21 protein-coding genes and 1 tRNA gene are annotated in these 18,738 nt (G+C 63.4%); 5 read left to right on the top strand and 17 right to left on the bottom strand.

All coding sequences use genetic code 11. The annotated features are described in order from the left end of the window. Positions 1 to 11 precede the first annotated feature (11 nt). A complete protein-coding gene (locus Q1A53_RS12470) occupies positions 12 to 1,043 on the bottom strand; it encodes a pseudouridine synthase (protein ID WP_299967033.1) in 1,032 nt (343 codons plus the stop codon). Here Q1A53_RS12470 and Q1A53_RS12465 point away from each other — a divergent pair. Beyond that, positions 1,042 to 1,350: a DUF6476 family protein gene (locus Q1A53_RS12465; protein WP_299967031.1), complete on the top strand. Its 309-nt coding sequence runs from the start codon at positions 1,042 to 1,044 to the stop codon at positions 1,348 to 1,350. The genes Q1A53_RS12470 and Q1A53_RS12465 overlap by 2 nt on opposite strands. Positions 1,351 to 1,365: 15 nt before the next feature. Here the strand turns inward: Q1A53_RS12465 and Q1A53_RS12460 are convergent. Together Q1A53_RS12460 and Q1A53_RS12455 are read right to left on the bottom strand one after the other, a co-directional pair. After that, positions 1,366 to 1,442 (bottom strand) — tRNA-His (locus Q1A53_RS12460). A 68-nt stretch (positions 1,443 to 1,510) separates the two neighbouring features. Beyond that, positions 1,511 to 2,038: a GNAT family N-acetyltransferase gene (locus Q1A53_RS12455; protein ID WP_299967029.1), complete on the bottom strand. Its 528-nt coding sequence runs from the start codon at positions 2,036 to 2,038 to the stop codon at positions 1,511 to 1,513. An 81-nt stretch (positions 2,039 to 2,119) separates the two neighbouring features. Here Q1A53_RS12455 and Q1A53_RS12450 point away from each other — a divergent pair, with 81 nt between their 5' ends. Then, positions 2,120 to 2,317 carry a DUF6324 family protein gene (locus Q1A53_RS12450; RefSeq protein WP_299967026.1) on the top strand — a complete coding sequence of 66 codons (198 nt, stop codon included), beginning with the start codon at positions 2,120 to 2,122 and terminating at the stop codon, positions 2,315 to 2,317. A 47-nt stretch (positions 2,318 to 2,364) separates the two neighbouring features. Here the strand turns inward: Q1A53_RS12450 and Q1A53_RS12445 are convergent, their stop codons facing one another. The 6 genes from Q1A53_RS12445 to Q1A53_RS12420 form a co-directional block, all read right to left on the bottom strand. After that, complete coding sequence (locus Q1A53_RS12445; RefSeq protein WP_299967024.1) at positions 2,365 to 2,823, bottom strand: MmcB family DNA repair protein; 459 nt, start codon at positions 2,821 to 2,823, stop codon at positions 2,365 to 2,367. Positions 2,824 to 3,292: 469 nt separating this feature from the next. Beyond that, complete coding sequence (locus Q1A53_RS12440) at positions 3,293 to 3,628, bottom strand: hypothetical protein (RefSeq protein WP_299967022.1); 336 nt, start codon at positions 3,626 to 3,628, stop codon at positions 3,293 to 3,295. A 43-nt stretch (positions 3,629 to 3,671) separates the two neighbouring features. Then, the gene (nusB, locus tag Q1A53_RS12435; protein WP_299967019.1) at positions 3,672 to 4,154 is read right to left on the bottom strand and encodes a transcription antitermination factor NusB; all 483 of its coding nucleotides are present in this window, start codon (positions 4,152 to 4,154) and stop codon (positions 3,672 to 3,674) included. Further along, positions 4,151 to 4,702: a 6,7-dimethyl-8-ribityllumazine synthase gene (locus Q1A53_RS12430; protein WP_299967016.1), complete on the bottom strand. Its 552-nt coding sequence runs from the start codon at positions 4,700 to 4,702 to the stop codon at positions 4,151 to 4,153. Before Q1A53_RS12430 ends, nusB begins: the two co-directional genes overlap by 4 nt. 3 nt (positions 4,703 to 4,705) lie before the next feature. Then, positions 4,706 to 5,830: a 3,4-dihydroxy-2-butanone-4-phosphate synthase gene (ribB, locus tag Q1A53_RS12425; RefSeq protein WP_299967014.1), complete on the bottom strand. Its 1,125-nt coding sequence runs from the start codon at positions 5,828 to 5,830 to the stop codon at positions 4,706 to 4,708. 75 nt (positions 5,831 to 5,905) lie between these two features. Beyond that, a complete protein-coding gene (locus tag Q1A53_RS12420; protein ID WP_299967011.1) occupies positions 5,906 to 6,499 on the bottom strand; it encodes a riboflavin synthase in 594 nt (197 codons plus the stop codon). A 121-nt stretch (positions 6,500 to 6,620) separates the two neighbouring features. Between Q1A53_RS12420 and Q1A53_RS12415 the strand changes: the two genes are divergently transcribed. From Q1A53_RS12415 to Q1A53_RS12405, 3 genes are all read left to right on the top strand, one after another. Further along, positions 6,621 to 7,937: a capsular biosynthesis protein gene (locus tag Q1A53_RS12415; protein ID WP_299967008.1), complete on the top strand. Its 1,317-nt coding sequence runs from the start codon at positions 6,621 to 6,623 to the stop codon at positions 7,935 to 7,937. Between the two features lie 114 nt (positions 7,938 to 8,051). Continuing rightward, positions 8,052 to 9,188 carry a polysaccharide biosynthesis/export family protein gene (locus tag Q1A53_RS12410; RefSeq protein ID WP_299967005.1) on the top strand — a complete coding sequence of 379 codons (1,137 nt, stop codon included), beginning with the start codon at positions 8,052 to 8,054 and terminating at the stop codon, positions 9,186 to 9,188. Continuing rightward, entirely contained in the window at positions 9,110 to 11,194 is a 2,085-nt protein-coding gene (locus tag Q1A53_RS12405) for a capsular polysaccharide biosynthesis protein (RefSeq protein WP_299967002.1), read from the top strand. The genes Q1A53_RS12410 and Q1A53_RS12405 overlap by 79 nt, the downstream gene beginning before the upstream one ends. A 36-nt stretch (positions 11,195 to 11,230) precedes the next feature. Here Q1A53_RS12405 and ribD read toward each other — a convergent pair whose 3' ends face one another. From ribD to Q1A53_RS12365, 8 genes are all read right to left on the bottom strand, one after another. Beyond that, entirely contained in the window at positions 11,231 to 12,337 is a 1,107-nt protein-coding gene (gene ribD / locus Q1A53_RS12400; RefSeq protein WP_299966999.1) for a bifunctional diaminohydroxyphosphoribosylaminopyrimidine deaminase/5-amino-6-(5-phosphoribosylamino)uracil reductase RibD, read from the bottom strand. Beyond that, the gene (nrdR, locus tag Q1A53_RS12395) at positions 12,334 to 12,801 is read right to left on the bottom strand and encodes a transcriptional regulator NrdR (RefSeq protein WP_299966996.1); all 468 of its coding nucleotides are present in this window, start codon (positions 12,799 to 12,801) and stop codon (positions 12,334 to 12,336) included. Before nrdR ends, ribD begins: the two co-directional genes overlap by 4 nt. 129 nt (positions 12,802 to 12,930) lie before the next feature. Next, positions 12,931 to 13,341, bottom strand: coding sequence for a secondary thiamine-phosphate synthase enzyme YjbQ (locus tag Q1A53_RS12390; protein WP_299967457.1), 411 nt, complete (start codon positions 13,339 to 13,341; stop codon positions 12,931 to 12,933). A gap of 11 nt (positions 13,342 to 13,352) precedes the next feature. Next, complete coding sequence (locus Q1A53_RS12385) at positions 13,353 to 13,640, bottom strand: HlyU family transcriptional regulator (RefSeq protein ID WP_299966992.1); 288 nt, start codon at positions 13,638 to 13,640, stop codon at positions 13,353 to 13,355. Positions 13,641 to 13,862: 222 nt separating this feature from the next. Continuing rightward, positions 13,863 to 14,207 carry a hypothetical protein gene (locus tag Q1A53_RS12380; RefSeq protein ID WP_299966989.1) on the bottom strand — a complete coding sequence of 115 codons (345 nt, stop codon included), beginning with the start codon at positions 14,205 to 14,207 and terminating at the stop codon, positions 13,863 to 13,865. Continuing rightward, a complete protein-coding gene (gene rpoD / locus Q1A53_RS12375) occupies positions 14,204 to 16,186 on the bottom strand; it encodes an RNA polymerase sigma factor RpoD (RefSeq protein ID WP_299966986.1) in 1,983 nt (660 codons plus the stop codon). Before rpoD ends, Q1A53_RS12380 begins: the two co-directional genes overlap by 4 nt. Positions 16,187 to 16,400: 214 nt before the next feature. Beyond that, positions 16,401 to 18,356: a DNA primase gene (gene dnaG, locus Q1A53_RS12370; RefSeq protein ID WP_299966982.1), complete on the bottom strand. Its 1,956-nt coding sequence runs from the start codon at positions 18,354 to 18,356 to the stop codon at positions 16,401 to 16,403. Between the two features lie 51 nt (positions 18,357 to 18,407). Next, positions 18,408 to 18,713, bottom strand: coding sequence for a hypothetical protein (locus Q1A53_RS12365; protein WP_366872665.1), 306 nt, complete (start codon positions 18,711 to 18,713; stop codon positions 18,408 to 18,410). Positions 18,714 to 18,738 lie beyond the last annotated feature (25 nt).

Here is an 18,738-nt window from a genome sequence, read left to right as displayed (position 1 = left end):
CCTGAGCGACATCACGTTTGCCTGCGCAAAATCGCCAGCAGATCGGCGAGATCACCCGGCAATGGCGCCTCGAAATCGAGCGTCTCACCGGTCACCGGATGCACAAAGCCGAGCCGTGCGGCATGCAGGGCCTGACGCGGGAAAGCGGCAACGGCCATGGCCGCAGCCTCCGGCAGCGCCCGCGCGGCGAGCTTGCGCTTGCCACCGTAGACGGGATCCCCCACCAGCCCGTGCCCGGCGTGCGCCATATGCACCCGGATCTGATGGGTGCGCCCGGTCTCCAGCCAGCATTCCAGCAGTGACAGGACGGGCGGCTGACCAAAGGTCTCCATCCGTCGGGCGCGGGTGATCGCGTGGCGTCCGCCCTGAAACAGCACCGCCTGACGCTGCCGGTCGGTCCGGTGACGCGCCAGTTGCGTGGTCAGCTTGAGGATATTGCCCGGCTCAAAGCTCACACCCCGGATCCCGCGCAGCCGCGGGTCTGCACCATCGGGCACCCCGTGCACCAGGGCCCGGTAGGCACGTTGGGCGGTATGTGCCTCGAACTGCGCGGCAAGCCCGTGGTGTGCCGCATCGGATTTTGCCACCACCAGCAAACCAGAGGTATCCTTGTCGATCCGGTGCACGATCCCGGGGCGCTTCAACCCGCCCACCCCCGACAGATCATCCCCGCAATGCGCGAGCAAAGCATTGACCAGCGTCCCCGACGGCGTGCCGGGGGCCGGATGCACCACCATGCCCGCAGGTTTGTTGACAACGATCAGCGAGGCGTCCTCGTAGACCACATCGAGCGGGATCGCCTCTGGCAGGATATGGCTTTCCTGCGCTTCCTCGACCGTGATCACCACCTCTGCCCCCGCCGCAACCTTCGCCTTGGGATCGGCGACGATGGAGCCGCCGACACTCACCAATCCGTCAGCGATCAACCTGGCGAGACGGGTGCGCGACAGCGCCTCGGCCTCTGGCACATCCCGCGCCAGCGCCTTATCAAGGCGGGAGGGCGGTGCGTCGCCGATGGAAAAGCAAATCTGGCGGAGTGGCATGGATCACCCTGATGGCGGCGAAGAGAACGGTTGGACGGAGCCTGCGAACCTGCGGTTCCTCAGGCGGCTGGTGACGGTGCTGACCGCCGTGATGATTGGCGGCGTCATACTGATCATCGCCCTGATTGTCATGCGGTTTAACGCGCCCGCGCCGGATTTGCCGGACCAGCTGACCCTGCCGGGCGGTGCCAGCGCCGTCAGCTTTACCCAAGGGCCCGACTGGTACGCCGTGGTCACGGACGCTGACGAGATCCTGATTTTCGACCGGGTGACCGGCCAGCTCAAGCAGACGGTGACGATTGACTAGCAACGGGCAAAGGAATGGTACCACCTCCTGGGCTCGAACCAGGGGCCTCCTGATCCACAATCAGGCGCTCTAACCAACTGAGCTAAGGCGGCACGCCCTTGGATTTATCCGCCCGATTTGAGGATTGCAAGAGGCTGGGGCGGTTTGGCCGGCTTGTGGATCACAATTCTCCGGGTCCTTCCACCGGCCTGCACCCCTGCCCGCCCAAGAAGCGATAGACCCAGCTTTGCTCGACCAGATCCTGCCCGAAGGAGTGGACCGGTTTGCTGCTGATCCGCTGCCATCCCCTGGCCTGGTAGAGCGCGCAAGCGGCCGCGTGGCTCTCGTGGGTCCAAAGCTGCATACCGCCATATCCCGCATCCCGTGCAAACCCCATGCAGGTGGTCAAAAGGCGCCCGCCCAGCCCCTGCTCGCGCGCCTGCGGCACCAGCAAAAACAGCCGCAGCTTGGCGGTGTCTCGATCCAGCCGCACGCAAAAGATGGACCCCAGCCGCATCTCGCCGCGCTGCGCGATCCAGCCCCGCTCAGCCACGGGATCGTGACCTGATACAAACCCGTCCACAATCTGGCCCACCAGCGCGCCGAACGTCGCGTCAAACCCCTCTGCCGCGGCATAGTGCTCAGCATGCTGTGCCACGACCCAGTCACGGTCTTGTGGTGTAAATTCTCTGATCGTGATCTCAGTCATGGGGGGAGCAAACCGCAACCCGGCTTGCGTTTCAACCCGCTGCGGGCTAGCGAAGCGGTCAGTTGAGCGAAGGAGATCACCATGGGCATCGACACCGAACGCGACATCGAAGCAAACCTCCAGATCGGACCCACCGACACGGGCATGGTGCGCATCTACGTCGAGGCGGATGGCGTAGAGATCCCGATGGACTTCACCCCCGACGATGCAACCGAGATCGCCGAAGAGATCACCGCTGCCGCGAACCGTGCCCGCGGCATGGCCCCAAAGCGCCGATAGCATCCTTTTTCATGGCCCGCGGGGATTGGCCCCATGCCGCCACCAAATCACCCCGCGTCGACCAGCATCTCAGGATCACGGGTCAGTTGCAGACGGCGCGCGGCGGTCGTGGCGAACTTTTGCACCATGACCTTGCGCCGTGCTGCAGGCAGGCGATCTTCCGGCGCCATCCGAACCACCTCGCCCCCGTAGGCATCCGCGATGATCAGCCCCGTGTCATCGGGCAGAAGCTCAGTTGGGAAATCCACATCCACGGCCCAGAAAAACCGGTCACACCAGTCCAGATAGCCGTGCCATTTATGATCCGAGCGGTAGTCAGCGCGGCCTGACTTGCATTCGATCACCCAGATCTCGCCTTTCGGACCAAGCCCCATCACATCGACCCGCAGCCCGCGTGCGGGCACCAGCTCTTCGACAGAGGCGAACCCGTGGCTCGACAGAACACGCGCCACGCCGCGCGCCAAAAGCTGGCCGGGCTGAAAACTCTGCAGATCATCGTAGGACATGGGGCAAGTATGAACAGACAGAGAACACTCTGCAAGAATATTCAACTGCGAAGGCGGTCAAGCCCTTGCCGGTGCGGGGGGTGAGGATTAGGTGCTGTCAGGTGACGGGTGCTGCTCTTCGCGTGACTGGTTACATTCCAGTGGCCTTAAGCAAATCCGAGGGAGCTGGCTCTGTTCTGGCCCTGGTCAGGTTATCTGGCGCCCACCTGTATATACAGGTCCTCGGGAATAAAAACCAAACGGTTGCTGCGGGCCCGTCACACCAGCCCGCCAGAAATTTGGATCTTTGAGACCGCTCAGCGGCGTTTGTAAAGGGAGCGTTTTTCGTCGACGCGAACCCGGATCAACAGCTCATCCTGCTGTGGCTGCGCAAAAAAACTGCGGATACGGTCCAAGAATTGTTCGATCATCTTTGATCTCCTTTGAGATAAAAATGGCATCTCGTCCGAGAATGTCCAGAGGCAGGCCATCACAAAAGTGAGGAGCGACGTTCTTTCGCACCCTGTGCGAGTGCAGGCACCGGCACCGCGATGCCCGGCGCGTGTCCGCCGCTGCCGCCATCGCCGGTCGGTTCGGCCATGGCTGTAATGGCCCAGGCGAACTGCACGCCGGAGAACACGATGCCGTTCAGAACCCAGAAGACCCCGACCGCCATGACCGCAATATCGGATCCCGCAACGAGATGGCCGAGATTGGCGATGTTCAGCCATAGGACAAGGGCCACGAAGCCGCCTGCGGCGACGAACCCCGTGATCGCACTGCGCACATATAGTTTAACGACGCGGGGTGTTGTTTTCTTGGACATGACGATCTCCTTTCAGGTCAACCTAACGCGACCTGCGCAGAATTCAAAATGCGCCGGGTTGTGCCTCACGTGCCATATGATCGAGGACCGCGTTGACAAATCGCGGCTCCTTGCCGTCCTCGAAGAACGCGCGCGCCACATCCACATATTCGGTGATCACCACCCGCGGCGGCGTCTGCCCTTGCGTCAGCTCCGCCCCCGCCGCGCGAAAGAGCGCCCGCAGGGTCGGATCAATCCGCCCGATGGGCCATTTCGCAACAAGCGCACGGTCGGTCATCTGATCGATTGTTGCCTGATGGTTAACAGCCTGTTCCAGAACGCTCTCGAAGAGGTCGATGTCTCCCTCCAGCATTTCCGTGCCCTCATAGACCGCCCCGAACCGGTGATCGAGGAACTCGGCCCGCACGACTTCGACCGTCTGCGAGGAATGCTCCATCTGAAAGAGTGCCTGCACTGCATACAGCCGGGCCGCCGACTTCATTTTGCGGCGCTGGTTGCCGGAAAGATTGCCGTGATGGGTGCTCATGCAGTGGTGGATCCGTCTTCTGTGCTGGCGATTTGAATCTCCGGGCCCTTTGGCTTGAAACCGATGCCCTTGGATTGGGTCGCCCACTTACGGGCGAGTGCGACCAGATGCAAGGCCGCTGCCGCTGCCCCGCCGCCCTTGTTCTGACCGTCCGGATCCGCGCGCACCTCGGCCTGCTGCCGGGTCTCCACCGTCAGGATACCGTTGCCGATGCACAGCCCCTGCAGACCCAGAAGCTGCAGCGCGCGGCTGCTGTCATTGCAGACCGTTTCATAATGGGTGGTCTCGCCGCGGATCACGCAGCCGAGAGCCACATATCCGTCGAAGTTACTGCGCCGGTCCGAGATGCCGATGGCTGTCGGCACTTCCAGCGCTCCGGGCATCTCCACCAGATCCCAGGTCGCACCCGCCGCCTCGATCTCGGCCTTGGCGCCGGTCACCAGATTGTCGGCGATGTCCTTGTAATAGGGCGCCACCACGACCAGGATCTTGACCGGTTTGTCGAATTCTGGACGGGGCAGACTGTAATGCTGCTCATTAGCGGCCATGGTTTATCCTTCCGTGATGGGGCGGGTGCCCACGATGGACAGGTTGTAAGCCTCCAGCCCCAGATACTTCGTCTGGGGGCTGTCGGTCAGCAGGATCAGATCGCGCAGCCCCATGCTGGACATGATCTGTGCACCGACGCCGGTGCGCTTGATCGTGCGCGGGCCATCGTCGTCGTCCTCTTCCAGTCGCAGACGCGGGTGCGGCTCCCGGAACAAAAGCACCGCACCGCGGCCTTCCCGGGCGATGATTTCCATGGCGCGCGGCAGCTCATCGGACGGGCTGGGACCCAGGCCCAGCACATCCTCCAGCGCATTGAGCGCATGGGTCCTGACCAGTACCGGTGTGCCGTCGGTGATGTCGCCCTTGCTGAGCACCACGTGATCGGTGCCGGTGATCTCATCTGCGAAGACCCGCATCAGCCACTCGCCACCGTAGGCAGAGGTGACGGTGCGTTCGGTGCGTTGCCGCAGCAGGTTGTCGTGCTTGAGCCGGTACGCGATCAGATCGCTGATCGTGCCGATCTTCAGATCGTGTTCCGCCGCAAATTCCACCAGATCAGGCAACCGCGCCATCTCGCCATCGGGTTTCATGATCTCGCAGATCACACCCGACGGGTGCAGCCCGGCCAGACGGCTGATGTCCACCGCCGCCTCCGTATGACCCGCACGCACTAGCACGCCGCCGTCACGGGCGCGCAGCGGAAAGACGTGACCCGGCGTGGCGATATCCGCAGGCCCGCTCTGGCTCGAAATCGCGACACCGATGGTCAGCGCGCGATCCGCCGCAGAGATCCCGGTGCTCACCCCCTCCCGCGCCTCGATCGAGACGGTAAAGGCCGTCTCATGGCGCGAGGAGTTGTTCACCGCCATCATCGGCAGACCCAGTTCATCGATGCGGGCAGCCGTCAGCGGCATGCAGATCAACCCCCGCCCGTGCATCGCCATGAAGTTGATCACCTCCGCGGTGGCAAACTCAGCCGGGATCACCAGATCGCCCTCGTTCTCGCGGTCCTCGTGATCGACCAGGATGAACATCTTGCCCGCACGCGCGGCCTCGATGATCTCTTCGATGGGCGCAATACGGGCACGCAGATCAGTCTCAATCGGTCCGGGGGTCTCAAAGCTCATGGCGCGCGTGCCTTTTCCTTGCATCTGGGCTGGCTCATACCGCAGCGGCAGGGCCTTGGCCAGCGGCGGGGCAGCCTACTCCCGCGGCATTTCGGCCAGTCGCGCCACGTAACGGGCCAGCGTGTCGATCTCCAGGTTCACCCGGTCACCCACCGCCACATCGCCCCAGGTGGTTGCGACCTTGGTGTGGGGGATGAAGTTGATGCCGAAATCAGTGCCATCGACCTCATTGACCGTGAGCGAGGTGCCGTTGAGCGCCACGGACCCCTTGGGCGCGATGAACCGCGCGAGATCTTGCGGCGCCCGCAGCACGACGCGGGTACTATCGCCCTCCTCGGTCACCGAAACGACCTCCGCCACACCGTCCACATGACCCGAAACGATGTGGCCGCCAAGCTCGTCCCCCACCCGCAGCGCGCGTTCCAGATTGATGCGGGCGCCGGTCTGCCAACCCGCGATATTGGTCTTGCTCACGGTCTCGGCGCTGATCTGAACCTCGTACCAGTCAGGACCAAGATCAACGACCGTCAGGCAGACACCATCCGACGCAATCGAGGCACCGAGGTCGATGCCGCCGGTGTCATAGCCTGTCCGGATGCGCGCCCGCAGATCACCCTCGGGCGTCAGCTCGGTTATGGTGCCGATGTCTGTGATGATGCCGGTGAACATGCGCGCGCTCCTTGCTGTCTTGGAAGCTGAGGTAACCCCGGGTCCTGCCGCTGACAAGCCCCGCCCTTGCTGCATCCCTGCGCCGATGACATAACGCAGGTGGCTGACAGGAAAAAGCGACATGACAGAAGTGACGCACCTCCCCACCCGCTTGCCTACCGAGACCGGCAAGGGCCGCGTCTTTCTGTTTCTGCAAGGACCACACGGGCCGTTCTTTGCGCAGCTGGCCAAAAGGCTTCGCCACGCCGGAGCCACCGCCTGGCGCATCGGCTTCAACGCCGGAGACAGGGCGTTCTGGCCGGATGGATCGCACTATATGGCCTTTCGGGCGACACGGGCGCAGTGGCCGGATTTTCTCGAAGAGGCTCTGAGCAAGCACAGCGTGACCGATCTGGTAGTCTATGGTGATACCCGGTGGATGCACGCACAGGCAATCACCACGGCCCGCGCACGCGGGCTGACGGTGCATGTGTTCGAAGAAGGGTACTTGCGACCTTACTGGGTCACCTATGAACGCGGCGGCTCCAACGGGCATTCGCCTCTGATGCGGATGTCGTTGGAAGAGATGCGCGCGGCCCACCCGAAAGGGACGCCGACCGTGCCCCCCGGACACTGGGGCAATATGCGCAGCCATGTGTTTTACGGCGCACTCTACCATGCCTGTGTAATCGGCTTGAACCGCGGCTACCCGGCATTTCGCCCCCACCGCAGCCTGAACGCCCGGCAGGAATTCTGGCTCTACCTGCGACGCTTGCTGCTGATGCCGCTGCAAGGTCTGGAACGGCGACTGGCCACCTTTCGGATCAAGCACGGCGGTTTTCCCTATCATATCGCCCTTTTGCAGCTTGAGCATGATGCCTCCTTCAGGGCGCATAGTTCCTTTGAGACACAAGAGCAGGTGCTGACGCAGATCATCGCAGGATTTGCGGCGGGCGCGCCCGCGCATCATCACCTCGTCTTCAAGGCTCATCCGCTGGAGGATGGGCGTGTCCCGCTGCGTCGCGACATCCGGCGGCTGGCGCGCGCGCAGGGTGTGGGTGCGCGTGTCCGCTACCTGCGCGGCGGCAAGCTTGCGGGCGTGCTGCAGGATGCGCGCAGTGCTGTCACCGTGAACTCGACCGCCGGTCAACAGGCGCTGTGGCGCGGTATCCCGCTCAAGGCCCTCGGCCGCGCGGTCTACAACCAGCCGGGGCTTGTCTCAGACCAGCCGCTGCCAGAATTCTTTGCCGATCCAGTGCCCCCTGATCCCGCCACCTACCGCACCTTCAGCCGTTTTCTGCTGCAAACCAGCCAGGTTCCCGGCAGCTATTATTCCGGGCGCGGGCGCGCCAAACTGCTGCGCCAGATGGTCGATCTGATGGTATCCGACCAAGATCGTTACCTGGCCCATACGGCCGCAAGCGCGGCGCAGCGGCAACAGTTGCGTGTTGTCGAGTGATGACGCCCGCGCGAAACAGTGGATTTTCAGGGCATAAGACGCTATTCTTCATGATAATAGCCGGAAAATAACGGCACCCGAGGCAGAATTCGAAGTGGTCGAGGAGACCCAGCAGTGATAACTTACGGTTTTCGGTGGGCCCGTCCCGTGGCGCTGATCACAGCGCTTTCGGTGCTTGCCGCCTGCGGTTTGCCCCATGTGGGTCCGAACAAGCGCCAGATTTTCAAAGGCTCCGTTCAGAAACAAGGCGACGCCTTCGTTGTTGCAGCCGACGACCGCGTGACACGCGCCATCGCGGTCACCCCCGCACTGGGCTTCTCCGACAGCTTCAAGAATGCGCCCCGGATCGGATCAGACACCATCCGCCCCGGCGACATCCTCGGCCTGACCATCTGGGAGAATGTGGACGACGGGCTACTGGCCAATGAGGTCAGCAACGCCACCCTGCTGGAAAGCGTGCAGGTGGACGGCGACGGCTTTATCTTTGTGCCCTACGCCGGGCGCATCCGGGCCGCGGGCAACTCGCCAGAGGCGATCCGGCGCATCATCACCCGCAGGCTGGAGGATCAAACGCCCGATCCGCAGGTTGAGGTCCGCCGTCAGGCAGGTGATGGCTCCACCGTGTCCCTGACCGGCGCAGTCACGGGCCAGGGTGTCTACGCCATCGAACGCCCGACGCGCACACTCTCCACCATGCTGGCGCGCGCGGGCGGCGTCACGATCGAGCCTGAGATCGCTCAGGTGACCGTGATCCGCGGCGCACAGCGCAGCCAGGTCTGGTTTCAGGATCTCTACAGTCACCCGGATCTCGACATCGCGCTGCGCGGTGGCGACAGGATCCTCGTAGAGGAAGACACCCGCTCCTTCACGGCTCTGGGTGCGACCGGTGCGCAGGCGCGCGTGCCGTTCCAGTCCCAGAACCTCTCTGCGCTGGAGGCCATTGCCCAGGTGGGCGGGCTGGTCTCGGCCACCTCGGACCCCACCGGTGTCTTTGTCTTTCGCAACGAGCCGCCCGAGATTGCCGCGCAAGTGCTGGGGCGCAATGATCTGATCGGCGCGCAGCGGATGATTTACCTTTTGGACCTGACAGAGCCCAACGGCATGTTCGTCGCCCGCGACTTCGTGATCCGCGACGGCGACACGATCTACGTCACCGAAGCGCCGCTCGCCCAATGGAACAAGGCCGTCGCGGCTGTCTTCGGGTCGCTGATCCAGCCCGTGGCGTCCATCGACCAACTGGCCGCGAACTGAGCCAGGCGGGGGAGCAGCCAGCTGGCCCCGGAACGGGGCGGCAAAGGCTCTACACCTACAGCGGCGGGTTTCTCACCCAGCGGCGCATCCGGCGCATCCTAGATCTGAGCGGGTATGACCTGCGCCTCGGCCTGCCGTCACCGCAGGACATGGTCGGCGTCTGGGGCATGCGCCCCACGGCGCAGCGGGGCATGCGCATGGCCGCGCGGCGCGGGGCGGGCGTGCTGTGGATCGAGGACGCGTGGTTGCGCTCGCTGCACCCGGGCCGGGCGGGCGAGCCACCCGTGGGGCTGCTGATCGACCGCCGCGGCGTGCACTATGATCCCGCCCGGCCCAGCGAACTGGAGCATCTGCTGGCTACGCATCCGCTGGATGATGCAGATCTGCTCGAGGCCGCCGACACCGCACGTCTGAGGATGCGCGAAGCCCATGTGAGCAAATACAGCGCCACGGATCCCGGGATGCCCTGCCCTACCCCCGGCTATGTGCTGGTGGTCGATCAGACCCGCGGCGATGCCTCTGTTACCGCCAGCGGGGCGGATGCGACCACCTTTGCGGAAATGTTGGCAGCGGCACGGTCCGCACACCCCGACCGGCCCATCGTGATCAAGACCCATCCCGAAACCGCCGCAGGATTTCGCACCGGCCACTTTGGCGCAGGGGACGCGGGCGCAAAGGTGACACTGGCCGACGACCCGCTCAGCCCCTGGGACCTGCTGGAGGGAGCCGCGGCTGTCTACACGGTATCCTCTCAGCTGGGGTTCGAGGCCATCCTCGCGGGGCACCGGCCCTGTGTCTTCGGCCAGCCCTTCTACGCCGGATGGGGGCTGAGCGACGATGCGGCCCCCGTCGCACGGCGGCAACGGCGCCTGAGCGCGCAACAGCTCTGCGCTGCGGCCCTGATCCTCTACCCGGTCTGGTACGACCCTTTCCGCGACCGGTTGTGCGATCTTGAGACGGTGATCGAAGCGCTGGCCGCCAGCGCCCGGTGCTGGCGCGAAGATCGCCACGGCTGGGTCGCCTCGGGCATGCGCCGTTGGAAACGCAAACCGCTACAGCGCATTTTTGGGCTGCACAAACCCGTCCGTTTCGGCAAGGCAGAGCAGCCCGGAACCCGCCGCCCCATGGTCTGGGCCGCGCAAGCGACCGCGCAGGACAGCACCGCTGTGAAAATCGAGGAAGGGTTCCTGCGCTCCCGCGGGCTCGGCGCCGATCTGGTACCGCCCCTGTCGCTCGTCGCGGATGATATGGGCATATACTACGATCCCGCGCAGCCCAGCCGATTGGAGCAGTGGATCGCGGCGCGGGCAGAACTGCGCCAGGACCAGCGACAGCGTGCCCAGGCGCTGATCACGCAGCTGACCGACACAGGCGTGACGAAATACACACTCGGCGGCACCACCGCCCCCTTGCCCGACGGCCCGCGCATTCTGGTTGCGGGTCAGGTGGAAGACGACGCCTCCGTCCTGACGGGTGCCGGAGAGCTGCGGCGCAACGTAGATCTGCTGCGCGCCGCGCGCGCGGCGCATCCTGACGCCCGGATCATCTACAAACCCCATCCGGATGTGGAAGCGGGCCTGCGTCCGGGCGCTTGTGACACCACCGGTCTGGCTGACTATGTGGCGCGCGAGGCGTCGGTACCGGCGTTGCTGGCGGCGGTGGACCGCGTTTGGACAATGACGTCGCTTTTGGGGTTCGAAGCACTGCTGCGCGGCGTCCCGGTAACCACCACGGGGGCACCTTTCTATGCAGGCTGGGGTCTGACCGACGACCGCGGCACACCGCCCGCAAGGCGCACGGCGCGGCCCGATCTGCCCGGTCTTGTCCATGCAACGTTGATCGACTACCCCCGCTATGTGGATCCCGTGAGTGGCCTGCCCTGCCCCGTAGAGGTCGTCGTGGCGCGGCTTGCGGAAGGCCATGCGCCGCAGCGGGGGCTCACGCTCCTGATGCTGTCGGTGTTGCAGAGGCGATTTGCCGGGCAGGCATGGCTCTGGCGGCGGTAGCTGTGGATTGCCTCGGAGCCCGCGATTGGCGCAGGCTTACACAGCTGCTTCGTTTCGGCGTCGCCAGACATGCATCACATCCGGTCCGATGCCCCGCGTCTCGATCAGATCGAAACGCCGAGCGGCGGCCAACCGCCCCAACCCGAGCGCACCGACGGACGGCAGCCCCTCTGCTCCGATGGCAAGACCGGCGGTAAACCCGACCAGCTGATCCACCAGATCACCCTCAATCAGGCTGGCGGCCAACGCACTGCCGCCTTCACAAAAGATCCGGGTCAACCCGTGGCCAGCCAGTTGCCGCAGGATGTCCTGTGGGTCCAGCTGACCGCCGGAGGCCGCACAGGGCAGCAGCGTCGCCCCCAGATCCACCCAGGTCTGTCGCAGCGTTGGATCGGCGTCCTGACCGTAGCACAGGATCACCGGCACCTCGCGGGCGGTGCGGGCCAGCGTGCTCATCAGCGGCAGATCAAGCCGTCGGCTGATCACGACCCGAACGGGCTGCCAGCCCGTACCAAGATCGCGCATGGTCAACCCCGGATCATCCTTGCGCGCCGTGCCGCCGCCGACCATCACGGCATCATGCCGGGCGCGCAGCCCATGCACATACCGCCGCGCCAGAGGGCCCGTGATCCATTTACTCTCGGAGGTGGCGGTGGCGATGCGCCCGTCGAAACTGCTGGCCAGTTTCAGCGTGACGAAAGGCCGGTCTGAAGCGACCCGGCCCAGAAAGCCTGCGTTGTCCTGCGCGGCCTCGGTTGCCAAGAGCCCCGTCTCCACGGTGATCCCGGCGGCGCGCAACATCTCCAAACCTTGACCCGCGACCCGCGGATCGGGATCGCCCGTCGCCACCCAGACGCGCGCGACACCCGCGTCAATCAGCGCCTGTGCGCAGGGCGGTGTCTCGCCATGATGGGCGCAGGGTTCCAGTGAGACATATACATCCGCGCCCCGCGCATGGGTTCCGGCCTGCGCCAGAGCCACGGCCTCGGCGTGAGGCCTGCCGCCCGGCTGCGTCCAACCGCGCCCGACGATACGGCCGTCCTTGACGATGACACACCCGACAGCGGGGTTCGGCCAGGTCCGCCCCTGCCCGCGCCGTCCCAGCGACAGCGCAAGCACCATAAACCGGTCCGGCGTGCTCACCCCTCTGAGGGCGTTTCGGGCCGCAGCTCGCTGACAAACTTGTCGAAATCATCCGCTGCCTGAAAGTTTTTGTAGACGCTGGCAAACCGCACGTAAGCCACAGTGTCGATCCGGGCCAGCGCCTCCATCACGATCTCACCGATCTGCTTGGAGTTGATGTCGGTCTCGCCCATGCTTTCCAGCCGCCGGACGATGCCGCTGATCATCTGGTCGATCCGGTCGGGATCAATAGGGCGTTTCTGCATGGAAATCCGGATGGAGCGTTCCAGCTTGTCCCGGTCGAAATCCTCGCGCTTGCCGTTCGATTTGATCACCACCAGATCGCGCAGCTGCACCCGTTCGTAAGTGGTAAAGCGCCCGCCGCAGGCCGGACAGAAGCGCCGCCGCCGGATCGAGACGTGATCCTCTGCGGGTCGGCTGTCTTTCACCTGCGTGTCAATATTTCCGCAAAACGGGCAGCGCATCGGCCATTCCCCTTCTATTGTCGCCTCTGATTGTAGGGTCCGCGCCCCACTTACCCACAGGTATATGGGAGCATCAAGGTTTTGGGTAGGGGAGAAATGACACCGCCTGATATGGTACCTTTTGCAGACCTAATCGGTCGTCATAAGCGACAGTATGACATGCCGTTGATGCGGTTGGTTGCGGTGCTCAAAGAGGTAGATACCCTGCCAGGTGCCCAGAGCCATACGGCCATCGATCACCGGGATCGACAGATGTGTGGGCAGGAGGGCCGCCTTGATATGGGCGGGCATGTCGTCGGGCCCCTCGTAGATATGCGTCAGATAGGCCATCGACGGATCGGTTGACGGCGGCACCAGCCGGGTAAAGAAATTGGCAAGGTCGGTCTGCACCTCCGGGTCCGCGTTTTCCTGGATCAGCAGACTGGCTGAGGTATGGCGGATAAAAAGCGTCAGAAGGCCTGCACCGGTCACATGCCGCGCGACCTGATGCGTGATCTCATAGAGGCCGGGACCATTGGTCTGAACCGTGATCTCCACCATACCGACGGAGCTCACTCAAAAAGCCTGTCGCCCTGCTCGTCGATCACTTGCTTGGCCTTGCGGATGCAGGCGGCCTCCGCCTCGTCACGGTCCTGCAGCGTATCGGCCCGCACGAGCTTGTGCTGCTTCGTCTCGCCGTCCACGTCCTTTTCGATCATGGCGCAGACACGGTAGGTGCTGCCTTCGGCGATTGGGGTGGGGGTGATCCGGCAGCCCTTGTAGTCCTCGGCTTCAGCCGTTGGCTCGCTGGTTCCACCCCCGCTGCCGCCTCCGCCAAAAAGTTTTTTGAGAAATGACATCGGTCGTCCTTTAAATGGAAAAGATCCGGTTCAGCAAACGGTCTGGCAAATTATCTGTCAAGACAGGCAAGACAATCGGGCGTCAGGTACACGATGACGGTCGACAGCACTCGAAAATTCCGGATTATCGAGACGCCGTCAAAGCGTCCCGTATAAGCGTGTTCGCGACCCCCAGACCTTCAAAAGAGATCGCGCAGAACATCGCGCCGAGCCCAAACAATATCACCGCCAGGACACGTCCGAAGATGCGATCAAATCGGCTTTTTCGCACACTTTTATTGGTTTGAGTATCATGGGCGATGACGGCACCGCATACCAACAGGATGGCACCGATACCGAAACCAAGCACAACGCCAGACAAGCGAAAAAAAAGTCAGCTTCAACGCGGCCATCCCCAACCTCGAAAGCCGCCGCGAAATACTGCAGCGCAAAGCCATAGGCAACAAAAGGGGAGAGCAGCAAGGCAGCCAACCCTCCCGACACTTCAGGAAGTCGCGACGATCCGTGGTCAGGCTGCCGCAACCGGCGGCCTGATACCTTCAAATTCAGCCCTTTTCGGCCTTTCACTGATCCAGGAAGCTCCGCAGCTTGCGTGACCGGCTTGGATGTTTGAGCTTCCGCAGCGCTTTCGCCTCGATCTGGCGGATGCGTTCGCGTGTCACGCTGAATTGCTGGCCGACCTCTTCGAGCGTGTGGTCGGTGTTCATGCCGATGCCAAAGCGCATGCGCAGCACGCGCTCTTCGCGCGGCGTGAGCGAGGCGAGCACGCGGGTCGTGGTTTCCTTGAGGTTTTCCTGAATGGCGCTGTCCAAAGGCAGCACCGCGTTCTTGTCCTCGATGAAATCACCAAGCTGGCTGTCTTCCTCGTCGCCGATGGGCGTTTCCAGAGAAATCGGCTCCTTGGCGATCTTCATCACCTTGCGGACCTTCTCCAGCGGCATCTGCAGCTTTTCGGCCAGTTCCTCGGGCGTCGGTTCGCGGCCGATCTCGTGCAGCATCTGGCGACCGGTACGCACCAGCTTGTTGATCGTCTCGATCATATGCACGGGGATGCGGATGGTGCGCGCCTGATCCGCGATGCTGCGCGTGATCGCCTGCCGGATCCACCAGGTCGCATAGGTGGAGAACTTATACCCGCGGCGGTACTCGAATTTATCCACGGCCTTCATCAGGCCGATGTTACCTTCCTGAATGAGATCAAGGAATTGCAGCCCGCGATTGGTGTATTTCTTGGCAATCGAGATCACCAGCCGCAGGTTCGCCTCGACCATTTCCTTCTTGGCCTGACGTGCCTCTTTCTCACCCTTCTGGACCTGCTGTACGATGCGGCGGAATTCGGAGATGTCCAGACCCACGTACTGCCCGACCTGCGCCATATCCGTCCGCAGCGCCTCAACCTTGTCAGAGGACCGCTCGATGAACATCTGCCAGCCGCGGCCCGGCTTTCCGGCCATCCGCTCCATCCAGTTGGGATCGAGTTCGTAGCCACGGTAGGCCTCGATGAACTCGCGCCGGTTGATGCGCGCCTGATCCGCCAGCTTTACCATGGAGCTGTCGATCTGCATTATGCGCCGGTTGATCCCGTAAAGCTGGTCGATCAGCGCCTCGATCCGGTTGTTATGGAGGTGCAACTCATTGACCAGCAAAACGATTTCCGCACGGAGCTTTTGGTAGAGCTCCTCATCCGCCGTGCTGAAGGTACCGTCTTCGTTCAGCGTGGCGGAGATCCGGCTGTCCTGCATCTCGCTGAGTTTGACGTAGTCATCGGCAATGATGTCCAGCGCTTCGAGCACCTGCGGCTTGAGCGCCGCTTCCATCGCGGCCAGCGACATGTTGGCCTGATCGTCGTCATCGTCATCATCGTCCTGCGCGATTGGGTTGCCATCGGCGTCCAGCTCCGGGCTGTCCTCTTTCTTCTCTGCCGCGGTGCCATCGGCAGCGACCACGGGTTCGTCAACCGCACCGTCTTCGTCCATCTGGTTGCCGAATGTGGCCTCCAGATCGATCACGTCGCGCAGCAGGATGTCCTCGGACAAAAGTTCGTCACGCCAGATGGTGATCGCCTGAAAGGTCAGCGGGCTCTCACACAGCCCCGCGATCATCGTGTTGCGGCCCGCCTCGATCCGCTTGGCGATGGCGATCTCGCCCTCGCGGCTCAGCAGTTCGACAGAGCCCATCTCGCGCAGATACATCCGCACCGGATCATCCGTGCGATCGAGCTTCTCGGACGTGCCGGAGCCCAGCGTGACCTCACGCGTGCCTTCGGTCGTCGTCAGCTCGGTGGAGCCCTTGTTTTCTTCTTCCTCGGCGTCCTCATCCTCGATGATGTTAATACCCATCTCGGACAGCATCGACATCACATCTTCGATCTGCTCGGAGCTGACCTGATCGGGCGGCAGCACCGTGTTGAGCTGGTCGTAGGTGATGTAGCCCTTCTCGCGCGCCTCGCCGATCATCTTCTTGACGGCGGCCTGGCTCATGTCGAGCGAGTGACCGGCGTCCTGATCGTCGGGCTTTGCTTCGGTGTTGCTGTCTTTGGCGGCCATACGGTGCTCCTAACGGGTCTCAACGAATCGGGGACGCGAATCGTTGAGGAATCATCTAACGGTTTTGGGTGATTCGGCCACCCGTTTGCCTTCTTTTTCTGCGCCTTTGCGGTTCAGATATGGTTAATCGACCGGTTCGTGGCGCCGAACTACTCCACGCAACACATCGTGTTGAGTCTCTTTGACCACCTGATTCGCGCTGTTCCGGGCGCCCCTATTGCTTTCGTTTCGGCACAAAGGAAATGGCGCCCAGTATCTTGTCGAGCGCCGCGCGCTCTCCCTTGTCGATCAGGGCGCCGTTGGTGCCCATATCGTATTCCGCGTCGTTCTCCTGACCGCTCTTGCGGGCTCTTTCCGCCGCATTCGCCGCCTCGGACAGCCGCCATGTCAGGCGCTCGTCCACCGTGTCGCTCATGTTGTCCTCGGCCGCTTCCGAGATCTCGGCGTCCAGACCCAGCGTGCTCTGGAGCTTGGCCAGCTCCTCGGTCACTGTCTTGCGCGCGGTTTCGGAATTGCGCGTCAACCGCATGAACGGATTCGTTGTGAGGTGGCCCTTGCCTGTGAGTTTTTCAAGGAAGTCATCGCCAAAGCTTTCAGAAATCTGCTGTCTGAGCATCTCGCTGCTTTGATCCACGCTCGACAACAGCAGTTGCTGCAACCTGCGGGTTTCCGGCTGGGCGCATGGCATCGCCTCGATGGCCGCCTCGAAATCGCCGATCACCTCCGGGCACTGGACCAGTGCTGCCAAGATGATCCGCTCGCGCAGCTCGATCTCGACCCGCGTATTGGTCGCGTACTCCGAGGTCTTGGTGGTGAGCCGGGCCGGTTGCCGCGCCGTCTGCCACCTTGGAAGCGCCGCGCCTTGCCGCTGCGGACGTGCGGGCTTGAAGAGCTGCCAGCGCCAGTCCTTGATCTGCTGCCCGTAGTGGCTGCGGATTGACGGATCCTTGATCTTGAAGATCTGTTCGCGCAACTCCTTGTCCAGCGCCGCTTTGCGTTCGGGGCTGTCAAAGCTGTCTTCCCTGCCCTTGACCGCCCGATCCCACATCAGCCGCACCATGGGCTGGGCGGCATCGAGCAGCGTTTGTAGCGCCGCAGCGCCCCCCTCGCGCAGCAGATCATCCGGATCCTTTCCGGGCGGCATCATGGCAAAGCGCAATGAGCGCCCGGCCTCCAGCAGCGGCAGCGCCAGATCGATCAGCCGCATGGCGGCGCGCTGACCCGCAGTATCGCCATCCAATGCGACAATCGGTTCCGGGGCGATCCGCCAGAGCATCTGCAGCTGGTTTTCCGTGACCGCCGTGCCCAAAGGAGCCACCGCCGCCTCGAACCCGTAGGAGGAAAGCGCGATCACATCCATATATCCTTCGGCGACCAGCAGCGGCTGTCCCTTGCCTGCCGCCGTCCGCGCAGGCCCGTGGTTGTAAAGGCTGCGGCCCTTGTCGAACAGCGCCGTCTCGGGCGAGTTCAGATATTTGGCGTTGTCATTGGGATCCATCGCGCGCCCGCCAAAGGCAATGGCCCGGCCCCGCGCGTCCCGAATGGGAAAGATGATCCGCCCGCGGAAGGTGTCATAGGGTTTGCCGCCCTTGCTGGACGGTTTGGCGAGCCCCGCGTCCAGGATCAGCTGATCGTCGACGTTCTTGGCCTTGAGGTGATCCCACAGGCCTTGCCAGGCATCGGGCGCAAAGCCGATCTCCCACCGCTCCAACGCCTCGGCGTCCAGCCCCCGGCTCTCCAAATAACGACGCGCCTCTGTCGCGGCGCCCGTGTTCAGCTGCAGGCGGAAATAGCGCACGGCCTGCTCCATCACCTCGGCGAGCTGGCTGCGCACATCCGCCTTTTGCTGGGCCTGCGGGTCGCGGGCGGGCATCGGCATGCCGGTTTCGCGGGCGAGGATCTCGACCGCCTCCATGAAGCCCACGTTCTCCGTCTCGCGCACGAAGGAAATTGCGTCGCCCTTCGCATGACAACCGAAGCAGTAGTAAAACCCCTTGCGGTCATCCACGTGGAAGCTGGCGGACTTTTCCTGATGAAACGGGCACGGCGCCCACATGTCGCCCTTAGCCTGGTTGGACTTGCGCATGTCCCACGTGACCTTTCGCCCGACCACGGAGGTCAGGCTCAGGCGGGTGCGCAGTTCGTCCAAGAATCCCGGTGGCAGGCTCATCGTCGTTATGATGCCACAGCGCGCCCCGGCGTGAAAGCGCGCAACGCGGCCTTACTGTGCCAGACAGGCCTCACGCCAGACGGCGGCCAGATCATTGTCGCGGACCTCCTTGCGGGGCATCTCGTAGATCCAGGGGGTGACCAGCGGGATCGCGTTGTTGAACTGCTCGGGCCAGGCAGGATTGCCCGCCAGCACCGTTTCCTCCACCTTGCGCTCACGCACCCGGTCGAGCCGCGCCTGTCGGACCGCGGCCACCACATCGGCCTGATAGCCGCAGCTGACTTCCTTTTCGCTCTGCGCCACCGCGGGCAATGCCCCCAGGGCCAGAACACCCGCCAGAACCACTCTTATCATCATCTCTCTCCGCCTCTGCCTTTTGTCC

Origin of the sequence: uncultured Roseobacter sp. (genome assembly GCF_947496515.1) — a bacterium.
Classification (GTDB): Bacteria; Pseudomonadota; Alphaproteobacteria; order Rhodobacterales; family Rhodobacteraceae; genus Roseobacter.
Note: the sequence above shows the minus strand (reverse complement) of the source record. Positions and strands in the feature narration are given on the sequence as shown.

What these genes read in the sequence shown, in the direction of transcription:
- Q1A53_RS12455 (WP_299967029.1), bottom strand. Translation starts at nt 2,038, where the DNA reads ATGACTGAGATCACGATCAGAGAATTTACACCACAAGACCGTGACTGG.
- Q1A53_RS12405 (WP_299967002.1), top strand. Translation starts at nt 9,110, where the DNA reads ATGGAACAAGGCCGTCGCGGCTGTCTTCGGGTCGCTGATCCAGCCCGT.
- Q1A53_RS12465 (WP_299967031.1), top strand. Translation starts at nt 1,042, where the DNA reads ATGGATCACCCTGATGGCGGCGAAGAGAACGGTTGGACGGAGCCTGCG.
- Q1A53_RS12440 (WP_299967022.1), bottom strand. Translation starts at nt 3,628, where the DNA reads ATGTCCAAGAAAACAACACCCCGCGTCGTTAAACTATATGTGCGCAGT.
- Q1A53_RS12430 (WP_299967016.1), bottom strand. Translation starts at nt 4,702, where the DNA reads ATGGCCGCTAATGAGCAGCATTACAGTCTGCCCCGTCCAGAATTCGAC.
- Q1A53_RS12385 (WP_299966992.1), bottom strand. Translation starts at nt 13,640, where the DNA reads ATGTCATTTCTCAAAAAACTTTTTGGCGGAGGCGGCAGCGGGGGTGGA.
- dnaG (WP_299966982.1), bottom strand. Translation starts at nt 18,356, where the DNA reads ATGAGCCTGCCACCGGGATTCTTGGACGAACTGCGCACCCGCCTGAGC.
- nrdR (WP_299966996.1), bottom strand. Translation starts at nt 12,801, where the DNA reads ATGCGCTGCCCGTTTTGCGGAAATATTGACACGCAGGTGAAAGACAGC.
- nusB (WP_299967019.1), bottom strand. Translation starts at nt 4,154, where the DNA reads ATGAGCACCCATCACGGCAATCTTTCCGGCAACCAGCGCCGCAAAATG.
- Q1A53_RS12415 (WP_299967008.1), top strand. Translation starts at nt 6,621, where the DNA reads ATGACAGAAGTGACGCACCTCCCCACCCGCTTGCCTACCGAGACCGGC.
- Q1A53_RS12365 (WP_366872665.1), bottom strand. Translation starts at nt 18,713, where the DNA reads ATGATGATAAGAGTGGTTCTGGCGGGTGTTCTGGCCCTGGGGGCATTG.
- Q1A53_RS12390 (WP_299967457.1), bottom strand. Translation starts at nt 13,341, where the DNA reads ATGGTGGAGATCACGGTTCAGACCAATGGTCCCGGCCTCTATGAGATC.
- Q1A53_RS12450 (WP_299967026.1), top strand. Translation starts at nt 2,120, where the DNA reads ATGGGCATCGACACCGAACGCGACATCGAAGCAAACCTCCAGATCGGA.
- rpoD (WP_299966986.1), bottom strand. Translation starts at nt 16,186, where the DNA reads ATGGCCGCCAAAGACAGCAACACCGAAGCAAAGCCCGACGATCAGGAC.
- Q1A53_RS12470 (WP_299967033.1), bottom strand. Translation starts at nt 1,043, where the DNA reads ATGCCACTCCGCCAGATTTGCTTTTCCATCGGCGACGCACCGCCCTCC.
- ribB (WP_299967014.1), bottom strand. Translation starts at nt 5,830, where the DNA reads ATGAGCTTTGAGACCCCCGGACCGATTGAGACTGATCTGCGTGCCCGT.
- Q1A53_RS12420 (WP_299967011.1), bottom strand. Translation starts at nt 6,499, where the DNA reads ATGTTCACCGGCATCATCACAGACATCGGCACCATAACCGAGCTGACG.
- Q1A53_RS12445 (WP_299967024.1), bottom strand. Translation starts at nt 2,823, where the DNA reads ATGTCCTACGATGATCTGCAGAGTTTTCAGCCCGGCCAGCTTTTGGCG.